The organism is Caldicellulosiruptor naganoensis (assembly GCF_026914285.1).
Classification (GTDB): domain Bacteria; phylum Bacillota; class Thermoanaerobacteria; order Caldicellulosiruptorales; family Caldicellulosiruptoraceae; genus Caldicellulosiruptor; species Caldicellulosiruptor naganoensis.
In genome coordinates this window covers 653,791-674,729 of the sequence record NZ_CP113864.1, presented here as the reverse complement: position 1 = coordinate 674,729, position 20,939 = coordinate 653,791, and the positions used below count along the sequence as shown (strand labels likewise).

Here is a 20,939-nt window from a genome sequence, read left to right as displayed (position 1 = left end):
CTTTTTGCATGATTGTTACAAATATTATATCAAAAAAAAATAAAGGCTGCTATGAGTAGCAGCCTTTATTTCAAAAATCACTTTAATTAATACATATCAGGCGATGGTGTTGGTGGGTTCTTCTCCTTTTCTGGCTTTTCAGCAACAACAGCTTCTGTTGTGAGCAGCATTGCAGCAGCTGATGCAGCATTCTGGATAGCTGTTCTTGTAACCTTTGTTGGGTCTACAATACCTGCCTCGAACATGTCAACAAATCTTTCATTGAGTGCGTCAAATCCAACACCAGCTGGGCTTTCTTTTACTTTGTTTACAATTACTGAACCATCCAAACCAGCGTTTTCTGCAATTTGTCTTAATGGCTCTTCTAAAGCTTTCTTAACAATCATAGCGCCTGTCTTTTCATCGCCAGAAAGTGTCTCAATTAGCTTATCAAGTGCTGGAATTGCATTGATTAGTGCTGTACCACCACCAGGAACAATACCTTCTTCAACAGCAGCTTTTGTTGCAGCCAAAGCATCTTCAATTCTTAATTTCTTCTCTTTCATCTCTGTCTCTGTTGCAGCACCAACATGGATTACTGCAACGCCACCAGCAAGTTTTGCAAGTCTTTCTTGTAATTTTTCTCTGTCAAAATCAGATGTTGTTTCTTCAATCTGTCTCTTAATTGACTGGATTCGTGCTTTGATTTCACTTGGGTCACCCGCACCGCCAACAATTATTGTATTTTCTTTCTGAACTTTAACTTGTCTTGCTCGACCAAGCTGGCTCAGTTTAACTTCTCTTATATCAAGACCAAGCTCTTCTGAGATTACCTGACCACCTGTGAGTATTGCAATGTCCTGCAGCATTGCTTTTCTTCTGTCACCAAAGCCAGGTGCTTTTACTGCAACGCACTGGAGTGTTCCTCTCAGTTTGTTTACAACAAGTGTTGCCAATGCTTCGCCTTCAACATCTTCTGCAATTATCAAGAGTTTCTTACCCTGCTGAACTATCTGCTCAAGAAGTGGCAAGATGTCTTGAATTGTTGAAATTTTCTTATCTGTAATCAAGATGTATGGGTCGTCAAGTACTGCTTCCATCTTTTCTGTGTCTGTTACCATGTAAGCAGAGATATAACCTCTGTCAAACTGCATACCTTCAACTATTTCAAGAGTTGTCTCTGTTGTCTTTGACTCTTCAACTGTGATAACACCATCATTTGTTACCTTTTCCATTGCATCTGCAACAAGCCTACCAATCTCTTCATCGCCTGCTGAGATTGATGCAACATACGCAATATCTTCTTTACCTCTTACCTTCTTGCTCATCTTTCTAATTTCTTCAACTACTACATCAACTGCTTTTTGGATACCCTTTCTCAAAATCATTGGGTTTGCGCCAGCTGCAACGTTCTTAAGACCTTCTCTAATCATTGCCTGTGCAAGTACTGTTGCAGTTGTTGTACCGTCACCAGCAATGTCGTTTGTCTTTGATGCAACCTCTCTTACAATCTGTGCACCCATGTTCTCAAATGGATCTTCAAGTTCAATCTCTTTAGCAATTGTAACACCATCGTTTACAATCTGAGGTGAACCAAACTTCTTCTCAAGAACAACGTTTCTTCCCTTTGGTCCTAATGTCACTTTAACAGTGTCTGCTAATTTATTTACACCACGCTCAAGCGCTCTTCTTGCTTCCTCATCGAACACTATCATTTTTGCTGCCATGATCAATCTACCTCCTTTTTTGTTTTGTTTAGTCTTCAATGATTGCTAAGACATCGTCCTGTCTGATTATTGTATACTCTTCACCATCAATCTTAATTTCTGTTCCCGCATACTTGCTAACAATTATCTTGTCACCTTTTTTAACAACCATTTCTACCTTTTCACCATCAACAATTCCACCAGGACCAACTTCGATAACTTCTGCAATTTGTGGCTTCTCTTTAACAGTATCTGGCAGGACTATTCCACTCTTTGTTACTTCTTCTCTTTCCTTATACTTGATTAAGATCCTGTCACCAATTGGTTTTATTCTCATCCCTTTTCTAACCTCCTTTTTCATTTTTGTTAGCACTCATTAATAGTGAGTGCTAATCACATTAATTACTATAGTATATTATTCCTTTCCTAATCAAGTTTGATTTTACCCAAAATATGCGCAAGATATTCAATTTTTAATGAAAATCTTGAAAAAAGAGAAGTTTTTCTTCAAAAAACTTCTTCTTACGCAAGATTGCCTATGGTGTTATTTCGCTCCTATTTAGAACTTTGCAATGTAAGTTTTCTAAAGTGGGTAGGAGAAAAACCTGTGTACTTTTTAAAAATGTCATTGAACCTCTGTAAAGAAGAGAAACCACACATAATAGCTATCTCACTTATTTTCAAATTGGACATAGAAAGGTATTCCTTTGCCTTTTCTATCCTTTTTGAAAGTAGATATTCTTTGGGTAAAATCCCGAATTGATTTTTGAAAAGACGTGAGATGCTACTTTCTGACATAAAAAGTTTTTTGGCAATATCCCCTATTTTGATGTCTTCCATGTAGTTTTGGTCTATATAGTCTTTGATAAACTTAGCAATCTTAGAATAATCAAAACTTCTTTTTATTTCCAAATTAACCATTTCACGAGTAATATATATAAAAAGTTCTAGCGACTTTATATAGAGGAGAAGACTTTCTCTATTCTCTTTTGTCTCTTGCAATATAGATTCTAAACAAAAAAAGATACTACTTCTCTTCCTGACGTGAAGATAATAAAACGGCGAAGAAAGTGCTTCCATATGTTTCAGAAAACCGTAGATTTCCTTTAATTCCTCTATCTTAGATTTACTCTGAGGCTTTAAATAAAAGCCCATCACAATAAATTCTGCTTTAAAACTCCCCACAACTTCAAACTTATGCCTTGTGTGCGGTTTTATTATAAGAAGGTCACCTGCTTTTAGTTCTATTTTTTCTTCTTCTATCCAAAAATCAATACTGCCTTTTTTAACAAATATTAGTTCATAACTGTCATGTATGTTATAATCCATCTTCCAGGAACTATCATGCACACGCTCCAGAGTCTTTACAATCACCGGCATTATGGTGTTAAGCGTCTCTATCATTTTTCAACCCCACAGCTTTGAAATTTTGTTTCAAAATAGGTAAAACATTTTTCATTCTCTTTTGTAAACAACATTAAAAATTTCTTCATAAGTCATAGCTTTTCTAAAAGAAACCTTTTTACCAGTTGTAAAATATCGCTTGTCTAATTTTTTTAGTTTTAAAAATTCTTCAAACGATTTCTTGTCTTGTATCACACCATTTTGATAAAGTACCTCACTTAGGTTCTCTACACTATCTATATAGATATCCACTTTATCATTCAAATCCGAAGCATTTCCGCCATAGTTTGCACTAAATAGAAAGTACATTGTCAAAACTCCCAAAATCCACCCAATACCAATACCCAAAAGCATAAACTTATACCATCTCAGACTTTTTCCCTCCTACAATCTTTATTGCAAGCTTTGCCTCACCCTTACCTATTCCCAGCCTTGATGCAACCTCTTCTATACTAAGACCTTGTCTATACAGCTCAACAGCCTTGTGATAGATTTCTTCTTTTGATTTTTTGGGAGAAAGATTAGCACTTTGTTCATTGTTGGTGATTTTTCTTTCAATTTCTCCTGAATTTTTATTTTCATCCATTTCTTTTGTAGTTGCTTTATCTTTTATTTTATCCATTTCCTCTTTTGCCCATTTTACCCTGTTTTCAATCCTTTCAATTATATACTCCCCAAAACTATCTAATTCTTCAATTGTCTCAGTTGCTTCACTCAAAAGTTGTGAAAGTTTCAAAGATACTTTCTCAGAGTCAATTAAAATTTTTTCTCCTTTTTCTATGTCTTTTTTTATTGACCTAAGTGAAGCAAAAATCATTATAAGTCCTAAAAATACAAATAGAGCAACGTATGCATCCATCTCTTTTCTCCCTCTTGTCAAACTCTTATATCAAAACCTTTATTAGTTTTTTTCTGTTTTTTCGCCTGTTGCTTCTCACTTTCTTGTTTTTGCGTAAGTCTGATTTCCGAAACATTGTCCTTACTTTTTACTTGTCTTAAATCTTCCTCTACCTTTGCCTGATTCTTCTGTGCATTTATATGCTTTAGCATATTTTCTTTTTGCTGCTCACCAAATACAATCTGGGAAACCTCTGTAGATTTAGGATACAAAATTTTTACATCGATTGGCCGAATGTTCATAAAGAACCAACTCCTTTTATACCTTGTTTTAACTATAAGGAGCTATTTTTATATCGGCATCTTCTCTGTAAATCTTGCAGTATTTTATAGGTTCTTTTATGATCTTACACACATTCCCTATTGTAATCTTAACACCCGGATAAATAACGTCCTGTACCTTCACAACCCCTTCGTTTCTCTCTTCTAATCTTTTCTCTATCTCTTCCAGCTCAAGCTGAAGAGATTTTAATCTCTCAGAAGACACAATTTTGGAACGTGTAAACTTCTGAAGCATCTCTCTTTTGTCGTCGATGAGTTTGCCTGCTGCTTCAATTTTTCTAAGTACCTCAATCCCTTGGTCGCATTTTTTGATGTTTTCTTTTAATTCATTGATCTCCTTTTTAATTTCTCTGTACCTCTCTATCATAAGTGGGTCCACACCAACTTCAATCTCAGTAGTTGTTGAAAGATAAGACCCTATAACCTTTGCCTCAACTTCTTTTCCCACTTTGCAACTTCCACCTACAATAGATGCCTTTTTACCAATCAAAACAAGCTTTCCACCACACTTGATATCACTGTGGACAATAGCTTCTGCTTGAATATCTTCAGCTGCCACCACAGTTGCGTTTTCAATAAATTTTGCAATAACATTTTTTTGAGAAATTATTTTGCCCTTACCCATTCCTGTTATACCCTTGTGCAAGATTACAGAACCTTTTGCTTCAATCTCAGCAGCCTCAACAATTCCATCAACCTCGACATTCCCCTCAGCAACAACCTTAAACCCCGATAAAACACTTCCCTTTATATGCACATTTCCAACAAAGTCTATATTTCCTGTTGAATTATCAACATCTGAGTTAATCTCAAGTGTATTTAAAACCACAACCTTTCCTTCTATAACAGAGACTTGCCCATCACAAGCAGCTCTCAGTGTATGTCCATCAGCATCAATGTATGTATTTTTCCCCCTCGGTAGATTTACTCTTTTTCCTTTTTGTCCTTTTATCACTCCTCCAAAAACATCAACACCATTTTCACCATCGACAGGGTCAACCATTGTTACAAGAATATCGTCTTTCCTGACGTTTTGTACAATCCCCAAATCCTTGTAATCAACTCTGCCATCAGGAAGTTCTTTTGGTTTTATCTCACGTTTTATATCAAAATGGTATATGAGTTTGCCATCAATGGGCTTGCCGGGAGATTTACCTTGAGCAACTACAACTGGTGACCCAAATACAGGATTTTCAACAAGTTTCCTTATCGCCTCTTCATCTATACCATAAGTCACTTTGTTTGCCCTCAAAGCATTCATAACATTTTCAAAAGTTAAATTTACTCCACTTTGGTTTTGTATTAAAATCACACTTGCCTTCAATCTATCAGTTGTTACCAAGACCTTAATGTCTACTTTAATGGTTTCTTCAGACATAAAAATACTCCCCTTTCCCCGCTAAAAAAATAAATTTCCTATTATTTACTTTATATACTTTTCTAACCGTGATCTCAACTTTAAAAGCGCACGTGTGTGAAGCTGACTCACCCTTGATTCAGAAACACCTAAAATCTGAGCTATTTCTTTTATGCTCAGATCTTCAAAATAATAAAGTATTATCACCATCCTCTCATTTTCTGAAAGATTGTCTATCTCTTGCCTAAGCACCTCCTTTAGCTCCTCATTCTCAACAAATACCTCAGGGCGCGAAACAAAGTCCTCAAGCCCACCTATTCTTGTCTCATAGTTCTGATCAAGAAATCCTTCTAATGAAAGAATCATTCCGCTACTTATCTTCTCTTGCAATTTCTGAAGTTCCAATAGTGATAGCCCCACTCTTTTTGCAACTTCCTCATCTGTAGGGATTTTCCCTTCTTTTTCTATGTCGATATAAGCTTTTTCTATTTCTTTTGCTTTTTGCCTAATACTTCGTGGTACCCAGTCTTGGCTCCTGACACAGTCAATGATAGCACCTTTTATTCGTGTATATGCATACGTCTCAAACTTGACACCTTTTCGACTGTCATATTTCTCGATTGCATCTAAAAGACCAATAGAACCATAACTTACCAAGTCCTCATACTCAACATTTCCGCCAAAATACATTGCCATTCTGCCTGCTATTAGTTTTACAAGAGGCATATATCTTAAGATAAGCTGTTCTTTTATTTTCGGGTCTTTTGTTTTTGAGTACTTTTCCCACAAAACTGCCTCATCCATTTTACAAAATCCCCTCGAATGCCAAATTAACTGTCTTTTTCAATGAATCCTTTTATAAAATGTCCACAAATATATCCTATCAATGATACAACAAACGTAGAAAAAAAAGTATATTCTCCTGACTTTTTCATAATAAGGCAAGATAAAAATACAATTCCTCCTCCTATTAATGCCAAAACTTCAGGTAAAATCTGTTCCCATTTCAAAGCTCAGTCTTCTCCTTTAGATAGTTTTTGTTCCCTTCCCGATTGTCTTTATTTCAAGCCTTCCATCCTCAGAGTAGAATATTATTGTTCTACCATAATTCCCACCTGTATCTTCAGCAATAATTGGAATATTTAAATCAGCTAAAATCTTTTTGGCAGCTTCTACATTGCGTTTTCCTATGTTCATGAACTCGCTTCTTGTTACTTCAAACATCTGAGCACCGCCTGCAAGCTTTGCTATCATGTCTTTCTTATTAGAGCCAATACTTTCCATCTTCTCTACCAAAAGTGGGATTCCTGTGTCAGCAAACTTTGCAGGGTTACTGTTGTTCTTCACACCCCAGCTGTAAGGAAGCATTATATGTATCATGCCAATAATCTTATTCTTGGTATCATAAATACAAACTCCAACACACGAGCCAAGACCAAGTGTAGTAAGTGCATTTGGATATTTGGTCACGTTTAAATCTGCCATTCCTACCTTAATTGTTTCAATCATCTTTCACGCTACTCCCAGTGCTTTCAACATTTTTTTATATGATTCTATGGTCGGTATTAAAAAGAAATCAGCAATAATCCTGCTGCTTTGTTCAAAAATCTCTGTTTCAATATAAAGAGCAGTATCGCTCGTTTCCCCAAACTGAATTGCAGGGAAGCTCAATATCGCTCCTGCCATATCTTGTGCAAGCTGTGGTACAGACTGAATCATCTTAAAACCTGTAAGTGTGGAAAGTGCTGTTAAATATGCCCCTGCCAAAATATTTCCTATCTCCATTAGTGCAGACTTTTCTATGTCAGTAAATTCACTGTACCCATTTAGCGATGTGCCAAGGAGCATATTTACCAAAATGTGCGCCGATGCTTGTGACATCACAAGCATGATAAATCCATCTATGTCACCCTCGACATTTAAAAGTATCCCTACAACCGGTATCTCTGCACCACCTAAAATCTCAGGCACTTCCTTCAAATCTACAATTTTTACAACAGGCACCTTCATGTCAATGCGCCTTCCAATCATCATGGCAAGGGCAGAGATTGCATTTCCGGTCCCAATGTTCCCAAGCTCTCTCAGGACATCTAAATACATCTCATTTATTTCGCTATTTGAAAAGTTCATAAAAATTAGCCCTCCTCAGCTTTTTTAAACAAAACATCTTCCAAGTTTATTATGTTTATTAACATATTGTTGTACTTTGCGATTGTAAAACTAAATTCATTCCTATCTTTCGTTGCAGAATCAACGTCCTCTTTGCTAAGATATACAACATCTAAAACCTCATCAATTATCAACCCTACTTTAAACTCGTTTTTCCAGTTGACAATTAAAATCCTTGTCTCATCGCCAAACTCTTCTTTGGGAACTCCTATCTTCTCTCGCAGGTCAATTACAGGTACAATCTCACCGCGCAGGTTTATAACACCTTTTATATACTCTTTAGTATTTGGCACTCGCGTGATCGGCATCATTTTCTCAATATTCTCTATAAAGCTTACCAAAAGTCCATAGTATTCATCCGCTAACCTGAAAATAAGATACTGTTCCATATTTCATCTCACCTCTATCTTCCTTTTATACTGCCGCCAACACGTTGGGGTCAAGTATCATAGCAACAGACCCATCTCCCAATATTGTTGCACCAGACACAAGCTTAATTCCTTCTAAATATTTCCCAAGTGATTTTATAACAATATCTTGCTGACCTAAAAGCTTGTCTACTATAATTCCCGTCAGTTTTTCACCACGCTTTACTATCACAACTGTGTATTTTTTCTTGTCAAGGTCAATATCCCGCCCAACAATCTTATGTAGGTATTTTATAGGAATGACCTGATTTCTGAGCATAATTATCTCTCTGCCTTTTTGCACAGTCTTGATATCCTCTTTTGCAATATCTATTATCTCCTTTATTGAAGCAATAGGAATTGCATAAATCTCATCAGCTACAGTTACCAGCAATGCTTGAATTATAGCCAGTGTTAAAGGAAGTCTTATTACAAACCTTGTACCCTTGCCTTTTTCTGTGTTTACCTCGATCATCCCACCAAGCTGCTCAATCTTGGTCTTGACAACATCAAGCCCCACACCTCTTCCTGAGAGGTTTGTAACTTTGTCCTTTGTTGAAAAACTTGGTAAAAACAGAAAATCTATAACCTCTTGGTCAGACAAGTCCAACTGGTCTTCTTTCAAAAGTCCTTTTTCAATAGCCTTTTTCTTTACCTTTTCTATATCAATGCCCTTGCCGTCATCTTCAACCTCGATCACAACATTGTTACCATCATGGTAAGCAGAAAGTTTTATAAGCCCACTTCTTGGCTTGCCGTTTCTCACTCTCTCTTCTGGGTCTTCTATCCCATGATCTGCTGCATTTCTCAAAAGGTGAATTAGAGGGTCGCCAAGCTCATCAACAATAGTTCTGTCAATTTCTGTATCCTCACCAGACATAACAAGCTCAAATTCTTTTCCAAGTTCTCTTGCCAAATCTCTCATCATTCTTGGGAATCTTGAAAATACCCTTTCAACAGGCACCATTCTCACTTTCATTACAGCGTCGTGAAGGCTTGTTGTAATCCTCTCTAAGTACTCTATGGATTCTTCGAATTGTCTACCATTATACCTTTTGGCTAACCCCTCAATCCTGCTTTTTATAATTATAAGCTCGCTAACCAGGTTCATCAAAACATCTAATCTTTCTATGTCAACCCTCACTGTCTGACTTGTCTTTTTAGTTACTGCTTGCTTTTGTTCACGCACAACCTTAACAGTCTCTGTACTTTGAGCCTCCTGTCCCTTTGTTACTTCCTGCTGAGACTCCGTTGCTGTCACATCTTTAGTCTCTTTAATCTCCGTGCCTTTTACTTCTCTTATCTCTGAAATAGACAGTATTCTCTCTCTTATTTTTTCAAGGGGCTCCTTGCTAACAATTGTAATACTAAATTCAAAGTCAAACTTCTCGTCTTCAATATCCTGAACAGGTGGTTTTGAATGGATTATCTCGCCTAATTCTTCAACCGCCTTGAAGACAAGATAAGCCCTTGCAGACTTTAAAAGACAGTTTGGATCCAATTCAACATCTAATTTATAAACATTAAATCCCTGAGAATGAGCTCTTTCAATCGCTCTCATAACAAACTCATCGTATTCTAATGAAATACTTACTTTTTTACCCTCCACACCTGTTTGTTCTTGAGGTTTGCCTAAAATACTATTTAAACTGTTCACAAGCCCAATATTTTGTTCTGTTCCTTCACTTCCTGTCGCGACAATTACATCTAAATATTCTTCTAATGCATCAACAGTTTTAAAAAGTACATCCATTATATTACTGTTAATCTTAAGTTTTCCGTCTCGTGCTGCAGCCAAAACATTTTCCATTGCATGGGTAAGTTTTTGCATATTTACAAATCCCATTGTACCAGCCATACCTTTTAAAGTATGAGCAGACCTGAAAATCTCATTGATAAGTTGCAAATTATCTGGGTTTTCCTCTAATTTCAACATATTGTCGTTTAAACTCTGAATGTGATCTCTTGCCTCTTCGATAAACATTCCTAAATACTGAGACATATCCATAACCTTCATCACTCCTTCTTTTGGCTATAAAATTCTTTATAAAAGTCCTTTTCGCCTCATCCTTTGTTGCTCTTTGAATATAAATCTTACAATCTTGTCTATCTCATTTTGTTTTGCCTCTATAAATTTGGAGCCATACATGAATCTATAAATGTGATGTTCTATTCTCTCTTTCCTTAAGATTTGAGCTTTTAATACAAGCTCTTCATTCTCAATAGGAATTTTTGTCAATATAATGTCATGTATATTAAATTCTTCTTGAGTTAAAAAACAAACCCCTCCACCACTGATATCCTTTGTCAGTGCCTTTACTATTTTTCCCTCTGAAAAGCCGTTTTGGAGACCTCCATTTACTTCACCTTCTTGAGAATCTAACAATTTTACAAATATATCTAAGTTTATAGGCAGTCTGAAAAACATTCGTCTTTGAATCTTCCAAATGTCAGATATTTGTCTGACTTTTATCATGTATTCTGGCTCTCTGAATCTATCTTCAATTACGCCATCAAACATCCATACACCATCTGGCATTACCTTGTATATCCTTACAATTTCGTCAATGTAAAATGTCGCGTATATGCCTTCTCTTATAGGTGTGAATATATAAAAATATTCATCTTTTATATCGGCAATTTTGGAGACATACTGCACATCCTTTTCTTCCCAGGTACGCCTGTCTATTTTGACAATTTGAATCTTATCTCCCTCTTTAAAAATTCTTTGCATAAAAAGCCCCCTCTTTTTATTATTGCTCCTTAAACTTTTTGATGATGTTTTCTATGAATCTTGCAAAACCCCTTTGAGAATCTTTCTCTAAGGTATCTGTGTCATAGACAAGCTTTTTTGCAATGCTTTCGACCTGCTTTGAGACACTACTCTTTTCATACGATATCATAAATGGTACCTGCTTGATAACAGATTTTGATACAATGACATTTTCCTCTATATATCCTATATATTGTACTTCCCTTTGCAAAAATCTTTTTATAACCCCACTTAACCTGTAAAAAATCTCTTCAGCTTCTTTAGAATTTTGTACTCTATTTACCAAAATATATATTTTGTGGTCAAAATCTCTCACAATTATAGCTTTTATTATGGCATATGCATCAGTTATTGAAGTTGGCTCAGGCGTTGTGATTACAATTACCTCATCAGACATCATCACAAATTCCATTACATTTTTAGAAATGCCAGCACCAGTATCAACCAGTACAATATCAAAGTACTTATTGATGGTTTCTGCACACTCAATTAGCCTCAAAAGCCTTTCCTCGTCCAAATTAGCAAGATCAACAATTCCTGAACCACCAGAGATAAATTTAATTCCATTTGGTCCTTCTTCAACTATTGACATTATCTCTCTTTTTCCTTCTAACACATCTTTAACAGTATATTTTGGCGATGTTCCAAGAAGTACTTCAACATTTGAAAGCCCTAAATCTGCATCTATTATCAATACATTAATACCTAGTTTTTTCAAAGCAATAGCTAAATTTACAGTCAGATTAGTCTTGCCAACTCCACCCTTCCCACTTGTAATTGTAACCACTCTTGAGCTATTATTTAAATCTTGGATCTGCTTTTCAAAAGTATTTGCTTTCTTGACAAGATTCCTCAAGCCTTGTGCCTGGTCTCTCATAAAACCTTACTCCCTATTATGAGTTTTGCAAAATGCTCTGGGTTGAATTGCTGTATATCATCTGGAACATTCTGTCCTGTTGTAACATAGGCAATAGGTTTTTTTGTGTAATGTCTGATATTTAGTATATTTCCATAATTTGATACCTCATCAACCTTTGTTATTATGACTTTATAATCTTCTATAAACGAATATGAGTTTACAATCTCTTTAAAAATGGTCGGCTGAGTTGTAGCACTCAAAAGCAAAAATACCTCGTCAGGGCTGGCTTTTTTTACAAAAGCTTTTAGCTCATCCATATGCTCTTGATTTTTATGACTTCTTCCTGCTGTGTCAACAAGTATAATATCAGAGTCGTCAAAACTCTTTATGATCTGGTCATATTCGTCTACCTCGTACCACACCTTTGTTTTTATGTTCATAATCTCAGCGTAAGTCTTTAGCTGCTCAACAGCAGCTATTCTATACGTGTCAGCTGTGATAAATCCTACCTTTTTGCCCTCTTCAAACATGAGCTTTGCTGCAATTTTGGCAATTGTTGTTGTTTTTCCAACACCGGTCGGTCCTACAAAAAACACAACCTGAGGTTGTTTTGAAGCAAGGTTTAAACTCCAAGGCATTCCTAACATGTTTTTTATTTCTTTGTACATATTGTTTACTATATTATTTATAGAATCGTCCCTGCTGACTTTCGACAAAAGCTCGTCTAAGATTTCATCTTCTACACCATTTCTTTTCAAATTCTCTCGCATCACATCCAAAAAATTCTTTTTAGAAGATTCTTTTGTCTCAGGTAGTACAGTTGTTTCTTTTATAGCCTCCTTTATAGTCTTTTCTAAAGACTCTATCTTCTTTTCAAGCTCTTTTATTTGACTGATCTGAAAACTAAGTGCTAAATTTTCTGTTTTTTTGTTTTCTTCCTCTTTTTTTATAAACTTTTCATCCTCGCAGGCTGCAGTCACTTCTATAAGCGGTTTTTTAAAAAAACCAAATAATCCCTTTTGTCTCACCTTCTTTGTAAAAAGAATCACCGCATCCTTGCCTAAATCTGCTTTTATTCTAATCAGAGCTTCCTGCATATCATGCGCCAAATACCTTTTTATCTTCATTTTCAGACTTCCACCATCCCAATAGTTTTTATCTGAACATTTGGTAAAATCTCATTATACGAGAGAACAACAACATCTGGAAAGATATTTTCAATAAGTCTCCTAAAATAAATTCTAACAATTGGTGAACAGATTACAATAGGCTGTGAAGATGTACTTAAAAGCTTTTCGAGAATATTGCTAAGATTGTTAATGAGTTTTTGGACGTAATCTGGAGGAAGATTTATGAAACTGCCTTGTTCAGTTTTTTGAATCGAATTCATAATGGTCTCTTCTACCTCAGGTGAAAGTGTTACAGCTTCCAATGTATTGCCCGAGACATATTTCTTTGTAATATACCTTGCCATTGCTTGTCTGACATACTCAGTCAGGATGTCTACATCCTTTGTGGTTGGAGCCCAGTCAGCAAGTGTCTCTAAGATTGTCACCATGTCTCTTATGCTAATTCGCTCTTTCAAAAGATTTGCTAAAACTTTCTGTATCTCACCTACAGTCATCAACTTTGGAATAAGCTCATCTACCAGGACAGGGTTTGTTTCTTTCACATTGTCAATTAACTTTTGCACATCCTGCCTTGTCAAAAGCTCATGCGCATGGCGCCTTATTATCTCGGTAAGATGGGTTGCTATAACAGAGGGAAGGTCGACAACTGTATAACCTGCCATCTCAGCTTTTTCTTTCATTGAAGAAGGTATCCAAATGGCATCTAAGCCAAAGGCAGGCTCTTTTGTAGGAATGCCCTGTATTTCCTCTGTCACAAACCCCGGATTTATAGCAAGAAGACTGTCGCTCATAAGCTCTGCCCTTGCAACTTCTACACCTTTTATATTTATTTTGTATTCATATGGTTTTAGAGAAATATTGTCTCGAAGTCTAATGGTTGGGACAATTATCCCAAGCTCAAGTGCAAGCTGTCTTCTTATCATGACAACACGCTCAAGAAGGTCTCCACCTTGGTCTTTGTCTGCAAGAGGAATTATACCGTATCCAAATTCAACCTCAATAGGGTCAACATATAAAAGATTCATTACATTTTCAGGTTTTCTTAGCTCTTCAATTTCCTTTTCCTCTGTTTTTTCAACCTCCATTGTTTCAAGCTTTTTCAAGCTTGAATTCATTCTTAATCCCATTGATATCATGGTACCAGATAAAATAAACAAAGATAATTTTGGCATAGTAGGAATTAGCGCTAATATCGCTAAAATTCCCCCTACAGTATAGAGCACTTTTGGATGATACTCAAAAAGCTGCCGGATTAAGTTATCAGAAAGCTTGCTCTCATCGGCTGCTTTCGTTACCACAATACCTGTTGCAGTTGATATCAAAAGAGCTGGAATTTGTGCAGCAATCCCATCACCAACAGAAAGCAAAAGATACTTCTGTATAGCCTCTGTGACATCTTCTCCTCTCATCGCAACACCAATTATAAGTCCACCGAGTGCATTTATAAATGTAATTAAAATAGCAGCAATTGCATCACCCTTGACAAACTTGCTCGCACCATCCATTGCACCGTAAAAGTCAGCCTCTTTTTGTATTTTATTTCTTCGAATTTTCGCCTCTTCTTCGGTTATAATCCCAGCATTCAAATCAGCATCGACTGCCATTTGCTTTCCTGGCATAGCATCAAGTGTAAACCTTGCTGCAACCTCTGAAACTCTTTCTGCACCTCTTGTTATTACAATGAACTGGATGATGATAATTATGAAAAATATTATAACACCAACTACAATGTTACCACCAATGACAAAGTTCCCAAATGTATATACAATTCTTACACTCTCTCCTTGTCCGGTCAATATCTGCCGTGTTGTTGAAATATTTAGAGAGAGCCTGAACAGTGTCGTAAACAAAAGAAGCGATGGAAATACAGAAAAGTCCAAAGCTTCTTTTATATTTATACTGTTTAGAAAAATAACAAGTGCAAGTGCAAGGTTTACAGCTATCAAAATGTCAAGCAAGCTTGGCGGAATAGGAAGTATCATAGCCAAGATTATCACTATTGCAAATATAGAAATTGTAGCACCTCCAAAATTCATCTTATATTCACCTTCTGATAGTTGTTCTTCAGACTGTAAACATATGCCAAAACTTCTGCCACTGCCTGATAAAGCTCAGGCGGAATAAAATCACCAACCTCGCACATATTGTAAAGGCTTCTGGCTAAGTCCTCGTTCTCCACAATCTCAATTCCATACTTTTTTGCTTCCTGTTTAATCTTTTGAGCTATGTAATCTTTCCCTTTTGCAATCACCCTTGGCGCATCAAACTTTTCTGGTTCATACAAAAGGGCAACAGCATAGTGTGTAGGGTTTGTTATCACAACATCTGCTTTCGGAAGCTGTTGAAACATCCTCTGAAGAGAAATTTTTCTCTGCCTTTCTCTTATCCTTGACTTTATCTGTGGATTTCCCTCTGTCTGCTTAAACTCTTCCTTGAGCTCTTCCTTGGTCATCATGAGATTCTTTTCATATTGAAATTTTTGGAAAACATAATCTATTGCTGCCAACCCAAAGAACATTACTGACATCCATAAAATGAGGTTTATTGCTGAGTCAAAGGAGAACTTGATTACCGAAATCAAACTCATATCATACATTTCAAGTAGTTTGTTTGCAAACGTCTTTGTGTATAGATAACCTGTATATCCAATTATTAGTATTTTTAGAATTGACTTTATAAGTTCAACTATAGAGTTAACAGAGAATATCCTTTTAAATCCTTCAATAGGATTTATCTTTTGAAAGCTTATTTTTAATGACTCACTTGTAACTAAAAAACCACTCTGCATCCATTCAACTAAAATCCCTATACTCATCACAGCAAGACAGAAAGGAAGAACCAGCTTCAATGTAATGGTTATTATGCTTGCAAAAAGTTTACTTGCATCAGCTACATCTTGGATATTATAATTCAAATTGCTAAAAAAGTACTTGCTATAGTCTCTTAGCGGATAGACAAAAAGAGAATAACCAAATTTCAAAATAAGAACGCTTATAAGTAAAACAAAAGCAGAGGTAACCTCTCTGCTTTTTGCTACCATTCCGCGTTTTCTTGCCTCTTGTCTTTTACGAGGGGTCGCTTTTTCTGTCTTGGTAGCAGTGTCCGCAAACAGTTGAATATCAAAAACTAATCTCACTTAAAGCCCCCTCTCAAGGCTTCATATGTATAGATGCTGAGCTTGTCAAGCAAGACAAAAATCATCTTGTTCATAATAGGAAGAACTATCACAAGCACCAAAAATCCGATTGCAATCTTGATTGGCAACCCTACCATAAACACATTCATTTGTGGCACTGCTCTTGACAATATTCCAAGTATTATGTCAACTACAAGCATACTCATCAAGATAGGTAAGCTAATCTCTATTCCAATTACAAAGAGCTCTATAAAAAATGTTATGAACTTTTGCGAAATTTGAGGTAAAATGCTGGAATAACCCAATGGTACTATTTTATAACTATATACAACTGCCCTTATCAAAATGTGGTGATTATCTGTTGCAAAGAATACAACAAGCATGTATAAATATAAAAAGTTCCCCAACAATGGCACTTGAATCTCACTTAAGGGATCAATCACGTTTGCCATTCCAAAACCAATTGCATTGTCAATAATTTGCCCTGCAAGAAGAATAGCAGAAAATATCATATATGATATGAACCCTATTACAAGTCCAACAACAAATTCCTTAGCAACCTCTAAGACAAATTCTATGAGATTTTGAGGAATGGTATAGCTAAAATTATAGGATAGCATAACAATAATGCTTAAGAAAAATGCAAAACCTATTTTGAAATATGCAGGGATGTTTCTCCTTCCAAATATGGGCGATGCAATAAAAATTCCACTCATGCGCGCCAATATGAGAAAAAATACATATGAACTATTCAAAAGATAGCCAAAAACCTCTTCCATTTTTTATTCCTTTACTTTACAAATTGATTTATATTTGTTAAAAGATACCTTGTAAACTCTACAGCCTTTGTGATCATCCACTGTCCAAATATCAAAAGAGAAAGTGCAATTGCAATAAGTTTTGGCACAAACGTAAGAGTTTGTTCATTAATCTGTGTTGTTGCTTGCAAAATTGAGATAACTATTCCAACAATCATAGATACAATCAAAATTGGCCCTGCGATATAGAATGCTGTTAAAATAGCCTGCCTTGCAATCTCTAAAACAACCGATGTGTCCATTTTAAGTTTCCCACACCTTTTTTTTATTTGAAACTTCTAACAAGAGATTCAACAACAAGCCCCCAACCATCAACAAGTATAAAAAGCAAAATCTTAAATGGTAGAGAAATCATAACAGGTGGAATCATAAGCATTCCCATAGACATCAATATACTTGCAACAACCATATCAATTATCAAAAACGGCACATAAATTATAAATCCCATCTCAAACGCACTTTTAAGCTCGCTTATAATAAAGGCTGGAATTACAACTCTTAAAGGCAATTTCCTAACATCTGTGTTTGGATTTACATTGCTTAGTTTCACAAAAAGGTCTAAATCTTTTTTGCGAGTATTTTTAAGCATAAACTCTCTAAGTGGTACTTCAGCTCTTTTAAGTGCTTCTTGGGATGTAATCTCACCTTTTATGTACGGCTGATAACTCTGTGTATAAATCTTCTGGCCCACAGGTGCCATTATAAAGAATGTCAAAAACAGTGCAAGACCAATTAAAATCTGGTTTGGTGGCATTTGTTGTGTACCTAAGGCATTTCTCACAAACCCCAGCACAATCAATATTCTTGTAAAGGATGTCATCATAATAAGAATTGACGGTGCTAAAGTAAGGAGAGTGAAAAATATTATAAGCTGTATGGCTGACGATACATCCTTGGGATTGTTCATATCACCCAAATTCAGGCTAAAACTTGCTGTTGCAAATGCTGTTTCAATTTTGCAAAAAGCTATTATCAAAATAATCAAACCTGTCGATAAAATATAAAGAAACCTCTTTTTCATCTTTTATCTTCATCGTCCTTATCTTTTATCATATTGTAAAGGCTTAAAACCTTGTCTTTAAGACCAAATGAAGAACTTAGACTGTTATCAAAAATCTTCTTAAAACTTTTTTCATCAGAAATTTCATTTACTTCAGAAAATTCCGATAATTCAAATTCTTTCAAAAAAGTAATGCTTTTTTGTGTCTTACCCAGAAGTATATATTTTTGTCCTGCCTTTATCAATACCAACATACTGTCTGAAGAAAGGGGAAGTACATCAACTATTTTCATAAATTCCCCTTTCCTTAAAATTGCCTTTTTGCTGTAGACTTTTAAAACAAAGTAGGTAAGATATATCAATACACCTATCAGAAGCAGCGAACCCACTATTCTTAAAATGAGTTCCATCACTAATTTTTCTCCTTGACTTTAAAGTAAGAAAACCGCACATTCTTTAACCAAGTACTTTTTTGATAGCCTCAACAATTCTTTCTGCTTGGAAAGGTTTTACAATAAAATCTCGGGCACCTGCCTGAATTGACTCTATAACCATCGCTTGTTGACCCATAGCAGAACACATTATAATCTTTGCTTGAGGGTCAATCTTTTTTATCTCCCTTACCGCTTGTATACCGTCCATCTCTGGCATAGTAATATCCATCATCACAAGATCAGGCTTAAGTTCTTTGTACAATTCAACAGCCCTACGTCCGTTTTCAGCTTCACCTGCTACTTCATATCCATTTTTTGTTATAATGTCTTTCAACATCATTCTCATAAACGCTGCATCATCCACTATCAAAATCCTTTTTGACATAAATCTCTCTCCTTTTCTAAAGTTCTTTGATGTAAAATTTGTCTTTCAAAAAAAAATGCTTATTTATATTTTATAACCTATTTGACGGGTTGACAATATCAGTTATGCGAACACCAAAATTTTCATCAATAACTACAACTTCACCTTTGGCAATCACTTTGCCATTTACAAGAATATCAACAGGCTCACCCGCCAGTTTATCAAGTTCTATAATAGAACCTGTTGAAAATTCTAAAATTTCTCTAACAAGCTTTTGTGTCCTTCCAAGTTCAACAGTAATCTCAAGCGGCACATCCAAAATGAGCTCAATATTCTCTGGATACCTTCTCTCTTCTTCCTCGTCAAAGCTCTCAAATTGGACTGGTGAAACATTGTACACTCTCTCGCTTTTTTCCTCTTTCTTCTGCTGAAAACTGTGTGAAGAAGCAACTGTTTGCCTCTTTGAAGATTCCTCCATTGACGGCTTTTCAGAAGTTCTAATGGTTTCTTGTACAGACGATTTTGCTTCAGTTCTTTCTTCAGCCGGAAATGCTCCCAGCGTATTGCTTAACATTGCATTGACAAGCTGTTTTGCAAAATCAACAGGAATAAGCTGCATTATTTGACTGTCAATCAAATCTCCAACTGTCATCCTAAACGCAACTTTTACTATCTCATCTGCACTTTTTAGCTCAGGAATCATCTCCTCAGCGTTCTGGGCAAAGTCTATTACAAACGCCTCTGGCGGGCTGATGTCAATCCTTAGATTCAACATGGAGGAAAGCGATGTTGAAGCAGAACCTATCATCTGGTTCATTGCTTCTTGGATAGCAGAAATTTGAAGTTCAGAAAGTTCCTCTGAAAACTCAATATTTCCAGTTCCACCCATCATAAGGTCGGCTATTATCTCAACGTCTTCTTTCTTTAAAATAAGCAAGTTAACTCCTTCCAGCCCTTCTTTGTACACAACTTTAATAGCTACATAGGGTACTGGAAATTCTTTGGGAAGCTCATCCCACCTCAGAACGCTTACAACTGGGGTTGTAATATTCACTTTCTGATTTAAAAGAATACTTAAAGTAGTCGCCGCTGTGCCCATTGAGATATTTCCTATCTCGCCGAGCACGTCTTTGTCTTGGTCAGTAATTGTAGTCTCTTGTGAAGAAGATTCACTCATACCCCGCAAAAGAGCATCTATTTCATCTTGAGAAAGCAAATCGCTCATTTGATCTCATCCCCCTCTTCCAGCCTTGTTACTTTTATTGCCAATCTCTTTTCTTTTCGTCCAGGAACACCATAAAATTTTAATCTATCTCCAACAAATACTTCTATCTCTTCATTCTTCCTTCTATCAAGTTTAATAACATCACCTACCTGGAGCTCTAAAAACTCTTTTACTGTAATTTTGGTCCTACCTAAGATTGCTCTCACTGTGACTTTTGTCTTTTCTATTTTTCTTTGCAAATACTCTTTTGTTTCTTCAGATGTCTCCTTTGCAGAGATCGAAAACCAGTATTTAGTACTGAGCCTTGGCATGATAGGTTCTATAACCATATGTGGTAAACATATGTTTGCCATACCTTCTACCTCGCCGACATTCATATCAATTGTTACAAGTGCAATAGTTTCATTTGGCGATACTATTTGTGTAAACTGTGGATTTGTTTCTATTTTTTCAAGTCTTGGCCTTAAATCAATAATGTTTTCCCATGCTTCTCTGAAATAGTTTACAAACTGTTGTAAAAGTCTTTCAATTAAAACAAGCTCAATCTCTGTAAATGTTCTTATCTTGTCAACACCTTTTCCAAAACCACCAAGAACTCTGTCAATCATTGCAAATGCTATCTCTGGTGACATCTCAAACACAATACTACCTTTTAAAGGTGCAAAGTTGATAATTCCCATTACAACCGGGTTTGAAAGCGAATTGCTAAACTCGTAATAAGTTAGTTGTTCGACAGAAATCACATCCATCTGCACAACTGTTCTCAAATACCCAGACAAAAAGGTGGTGACTATTCGCGAATAATTTTCAAAAATTATCTGAAGTGTTCGAAGGTGATCTTTTGCAAACTTGCTCGGCCTTTTAAAATCGTAGACTCTAATACTCTTTTCTTGCTTTGGTTTTTGAATCTCTTCAAGTGAAAGCTCACCTGATGTCAGCAACCGCAAAAGTTCATCTATTTCACTCTGTGAAAGTATATCACCCATTTTAGGTAGTTTC

25 protein-coding genes are annotated in these 20,939 nt (G+C 35.9%); all 25 read right to left on the bottom strand.

The window, feature by feature from the left end:
* Positions 1-86 precede the first annotated feature (86 nt).
* The 25 genes from groL to fliM all read right to left on the bottom strand — a co-directional run bounded on the left by groL (position 87) and on the right by fliM (position 20,926).
* A complete protein-coding gene (gene groL, locus OTJ99_RS03195; RefSeq protein ID WP_045165264.1) occupies positions 87-1,706 on the bottom strand; it encodes a chaperonin GroEL in 1,620 nt (539 codons plus the stop codon).
* Between the two features lie 28 nt (positions 1,707-1,734).
* Positions 1,735-2,022: a co-chaperone GroES gene (locus tag OTJ99_RS03190; RefSeq protein WP_045165265.1), complete on the bottom strand. Its 288-nt coding sequence runs from the start codon at positions 2,020-2,022 to the stop codon at positions 1,735-1,737.
* Positions 2,023-2,240: 218 nt separating this feature from the next.
* On the bottom strand, positions 2,241-3,089 hold the full coding sequence (locus OTJ99_RS03185; protein ID WP_045165266.1) for an AraC family transcriptional regulator: 849 nt from the start codon (positions 3,087-3,089) through the stop codon (positions 2,241-2,243).
* 51 nt (positions 3,090-3,140) lie between these two features.
* Positions 3,141-3,443, bottom strand: coding sequence for a hypothetical protein (locus OTJ99_RS03180; protein WP_235374649.1), 303 nt, complete (start codon positions 3,441-3,443; stop codon positions 3,141-3,143).
* A gap of 4 nt (positions 3,444-3,447) precedes the next feature.
* On the bottom strand, positions 3,448-3,948 hold the full coding sequence (locus OTJ99_RS03175; RefSeq protein WP_045165267.1) for a DUF2802 domain-containing protein: 501 nt from the start codon (positions 3,946-3,948) through the stop codon (positions 3,448-3,450).
* A 17-nt stretch (positions 3,949-3,965) separates the two neighbouring features.
* Positions 3,966-4,229 carry a hypothetical protein gene (locus OTJ99_RS03170; protein ID WP_045165268.1) on the bottom strand — a complete coding sequence of 88 codons (264 nt, stop codon included), beginning with the start codon at positions 4,227-4,229 and terminating at the stop codon, positions 3,966-3,968.
* Positions 4,230-4,257: 28 nt separating this feature from the next.
* The gene (locus tag OTJ99_RS03165) at positions 4,258-5,646 is read right to left on the bottom strand and encodes a DUF342 domain-containing protein (protein WP_045165269.1); all 1,389 of its coding nucleotides are present in this window, start codon (positions 5,644-5,646) and stop codon (positions 4,258-4,260) included.
* Between the two features lie 45 nt (positions 5,647-5,691).
* On the bottom strand, positions 5,692-6,429 hold the full coding sequence (locus tag OTJ99_RS03160; RefSeq protein WP_045165270.1) for a FliA/WhiG family RNA polymerase sigma factor: 738 nt from the start codon (positions 6,427-6,429) through the stop codon (positions 5,692-5,694).
* 26 nt (positions 6,430-6,455) lie between these two features.
* Positions 6,456-6,635 carry a hypothetical protein gene (locus OTJ99_RS03155; RefSeq protein WP_045165271.1) on the bottom strand — a complete coding sequence of 60 codons (180 nt, stop codon included), beginning with the start codon at positions 6,633-6,635 and terminating at the stop codon, positions 6,456-6,458.
* 16 nt (positions 6,636-6,651) lie between these two features.
* Positions 6,652-7,134 (bottom strand): chemotaxis protein CheD, encoded by a 483-nt coding sequence (locus tag OTJ99_RS03150; RefSeq protein WP_045165272.1) that lies wholly within the window; start codon positions 7,132-7,134, stop codon positions 6,652-6,654.
* 3 nt (positions 7,135-7,137) lie between these two features.
* Positions 7,138-7,755, bottom strand: coding sequence for a chemotaxis protein CheC (locus tag OTJ99_RS03145; RefSeq protein ID WP_045165273.1), 618 nt, complete (start codon positions 7,753-7,755; stop codon positions 7,138-7,140).
* A gap of 5 nt (positions 7,756-7,760) precedes the next feature.
* The gene (locus tag OTJ99_RS03140; protein WP_045165274.1) at positions 7,761-8,183 is read right to left on the bottom strand and encodes a chemotaxis protein CheW; all 423 of its coding nucleotides are present in this window, start codon (positions 8,181-8,183) and stop codon (positions 7,761-7,763) included.
* A 25-nt stretch (positions 8,184-8,208) separates the two neighbouring features.
* Positions 8,209-10,209 (bottom strand): chemotaxis protein CheA, encoded by a 2,001-nt coding sequence (locus tag OTJ99_RS03135; protein ID WP_045165275.1) that lies wholly within the window; start codon positions 10,207-10,209, stop codon positions 8,209-8,211.
* Positions 10,210-10,245: 36 nt separating this feature from the next.
* Positions 10,246-10,935, bottom strand: a complete 690-nt coding sequence (locus OTJ99_RS03130; RefSeq protein ID WP_045165276.1) for a flagellar brake protein — start codon at positions 10,933-10,935, stop codon at positions 10,246-10,248.
* Positions 10,936-10,954: 19 nt separating this feature from the next.
* Positions 10,955-11,851, bottom strand: coding sequence for a MinD/ParA family protein (locus tag OTJ99_RS03125; protein WP_045165277.1), 897 nt, complete (start codon positions 11,849-11,851; stop codon positions 10,955-10,957).
* Positions 11,848-12,960, bottom strand: coding sequence for a flagellar biosynthesis protein FlhF (gene flhF / locus OTJ99_RS03120; RefSeq protein ID WP_045165278.1), 1,113 nt, complete (start codon positions 12,958-12,960; stop codon positions 11,848-11,850). Before flhF ends, OTJ99_RS03125 begins: the two co-directional genes overlap by 4 nt.
* A 2-nt stretch (positions 12,961-12,962) precedes the next feature.
* Positions 12,963-14,999 carry a flagellar biosynthesis protein FlhA gene (gene flhA, locus OTJ99_RS03115; RefSeq protein ID WP_045165279.1) on the bottom strand — a complete coding sequence of 679 codons (2,037 nt, stop codon included), beginning with the start codon at positions 14,997-14,999 and terminating at the stop codon, positions 12,963-12,965.
* Complete coding sequence (gene flhB / locus OTJ99_RS03110; RefSeq protein WP_045165280.1) at positions 14,996-16,099, bottom strand: flagellar biosynthesis protein FlhB; 1,104 nt, start codon at positions 16,097-16,099, stop codon at positions 14,996-14,998. The genes flhA and flhB overlap by 4 nt, the downstream gene beginning before the upstream one ends.
* A complete protein-coding gene (fliR, locus tag OTJ99_RS03105) occupies positions 16,096-16,878 on the bottom strand; it encodes a flagellar biosynthetic protein FliR (protein ID WP_045165281.1) in 783 nt (260 codons plus the stop codon). The genes flhB and fliR overlap by 4 nt, the downstream gene beginning before the upstream one ends.
* 11 nt (positions 16,879-16,889) lie before the next feature.
* Positions 16,890-17,159, bottom strand: coding sequence for a flagellar biosynthesis protein FliQ (gene fliQ, locus OTJ99_RS03100; protein ID WP_045165282.1), 270 nt, complete (start codon positions 17,157-17,159; stop codon positions 16,890-16,892).
* A 23-nt stretch (positions 17,160-17,182) separates the two neighbouring features.
* Positions 17,183-17,938, bottom strand: coding sequence for a flagellar type III secretion system pore protein FliP (gene fliP, locus OTJ99_RS03095; RefSeq protein ID WP_083943518.1), 756 nt, complete (start codon positions 17,936-17,938; stop codon positions 17,183-17,185).
* Complete coding sequence (locus OTJ99_RS03090; RefSeq protein WP_045165283.1) at positions 17,935-18,327, bottom strand: FliO/MopB family protein; 393 nt, start codon at positions 18,325-18,327, stop codon at positions 17,935-17,937. The genes fliP and OTJ99_RS03090 overlap by 4 nt, the downstream gene beginning before the upstream one ends.
* 46 nt (positions 18,328-18,373) lie before the next feature.
* Positions 18,374-18,736: a chemotaxis protein CheY gene (gene cheY / locus OTJ99_RS03085; RefSeq protein WP_045165284.1), complete on the bottom strand. Its 363-nt coding sequence runs from the start codon at positions 18,734-18,736 to the stop codon at positions 18,374-18,376.
* A 70-nt stretch (positions 18,737-18,806) separates the two neighbouring features.
* Positions 18,807-19,940, bottom strand: a complete 1,134-nt coding sequence (gene fliY / locus OTJ99_RS03080) for a flagellar motor switch phosphatase FliY (RefSeq protein WP_045165285.1) — start codon at positions 19,938-19,940, stop codon at positions 18,807-18,809.
* Entirely contained in the window at positions 19,937-20,926 is a 990-nt protein-coding gene (gene fliM / locus OTJ99_RS03075) for a flagellar motor switch protein FliM (RefSeq protein ID WP_045165286.1), read from the bottom strand. The genes fliY and fliM overlap by 4 nt, the downstream gene beginning before the upstream one ends.
* Positions 20,927-20,939 lie beyond the last annotated feature (13 nt).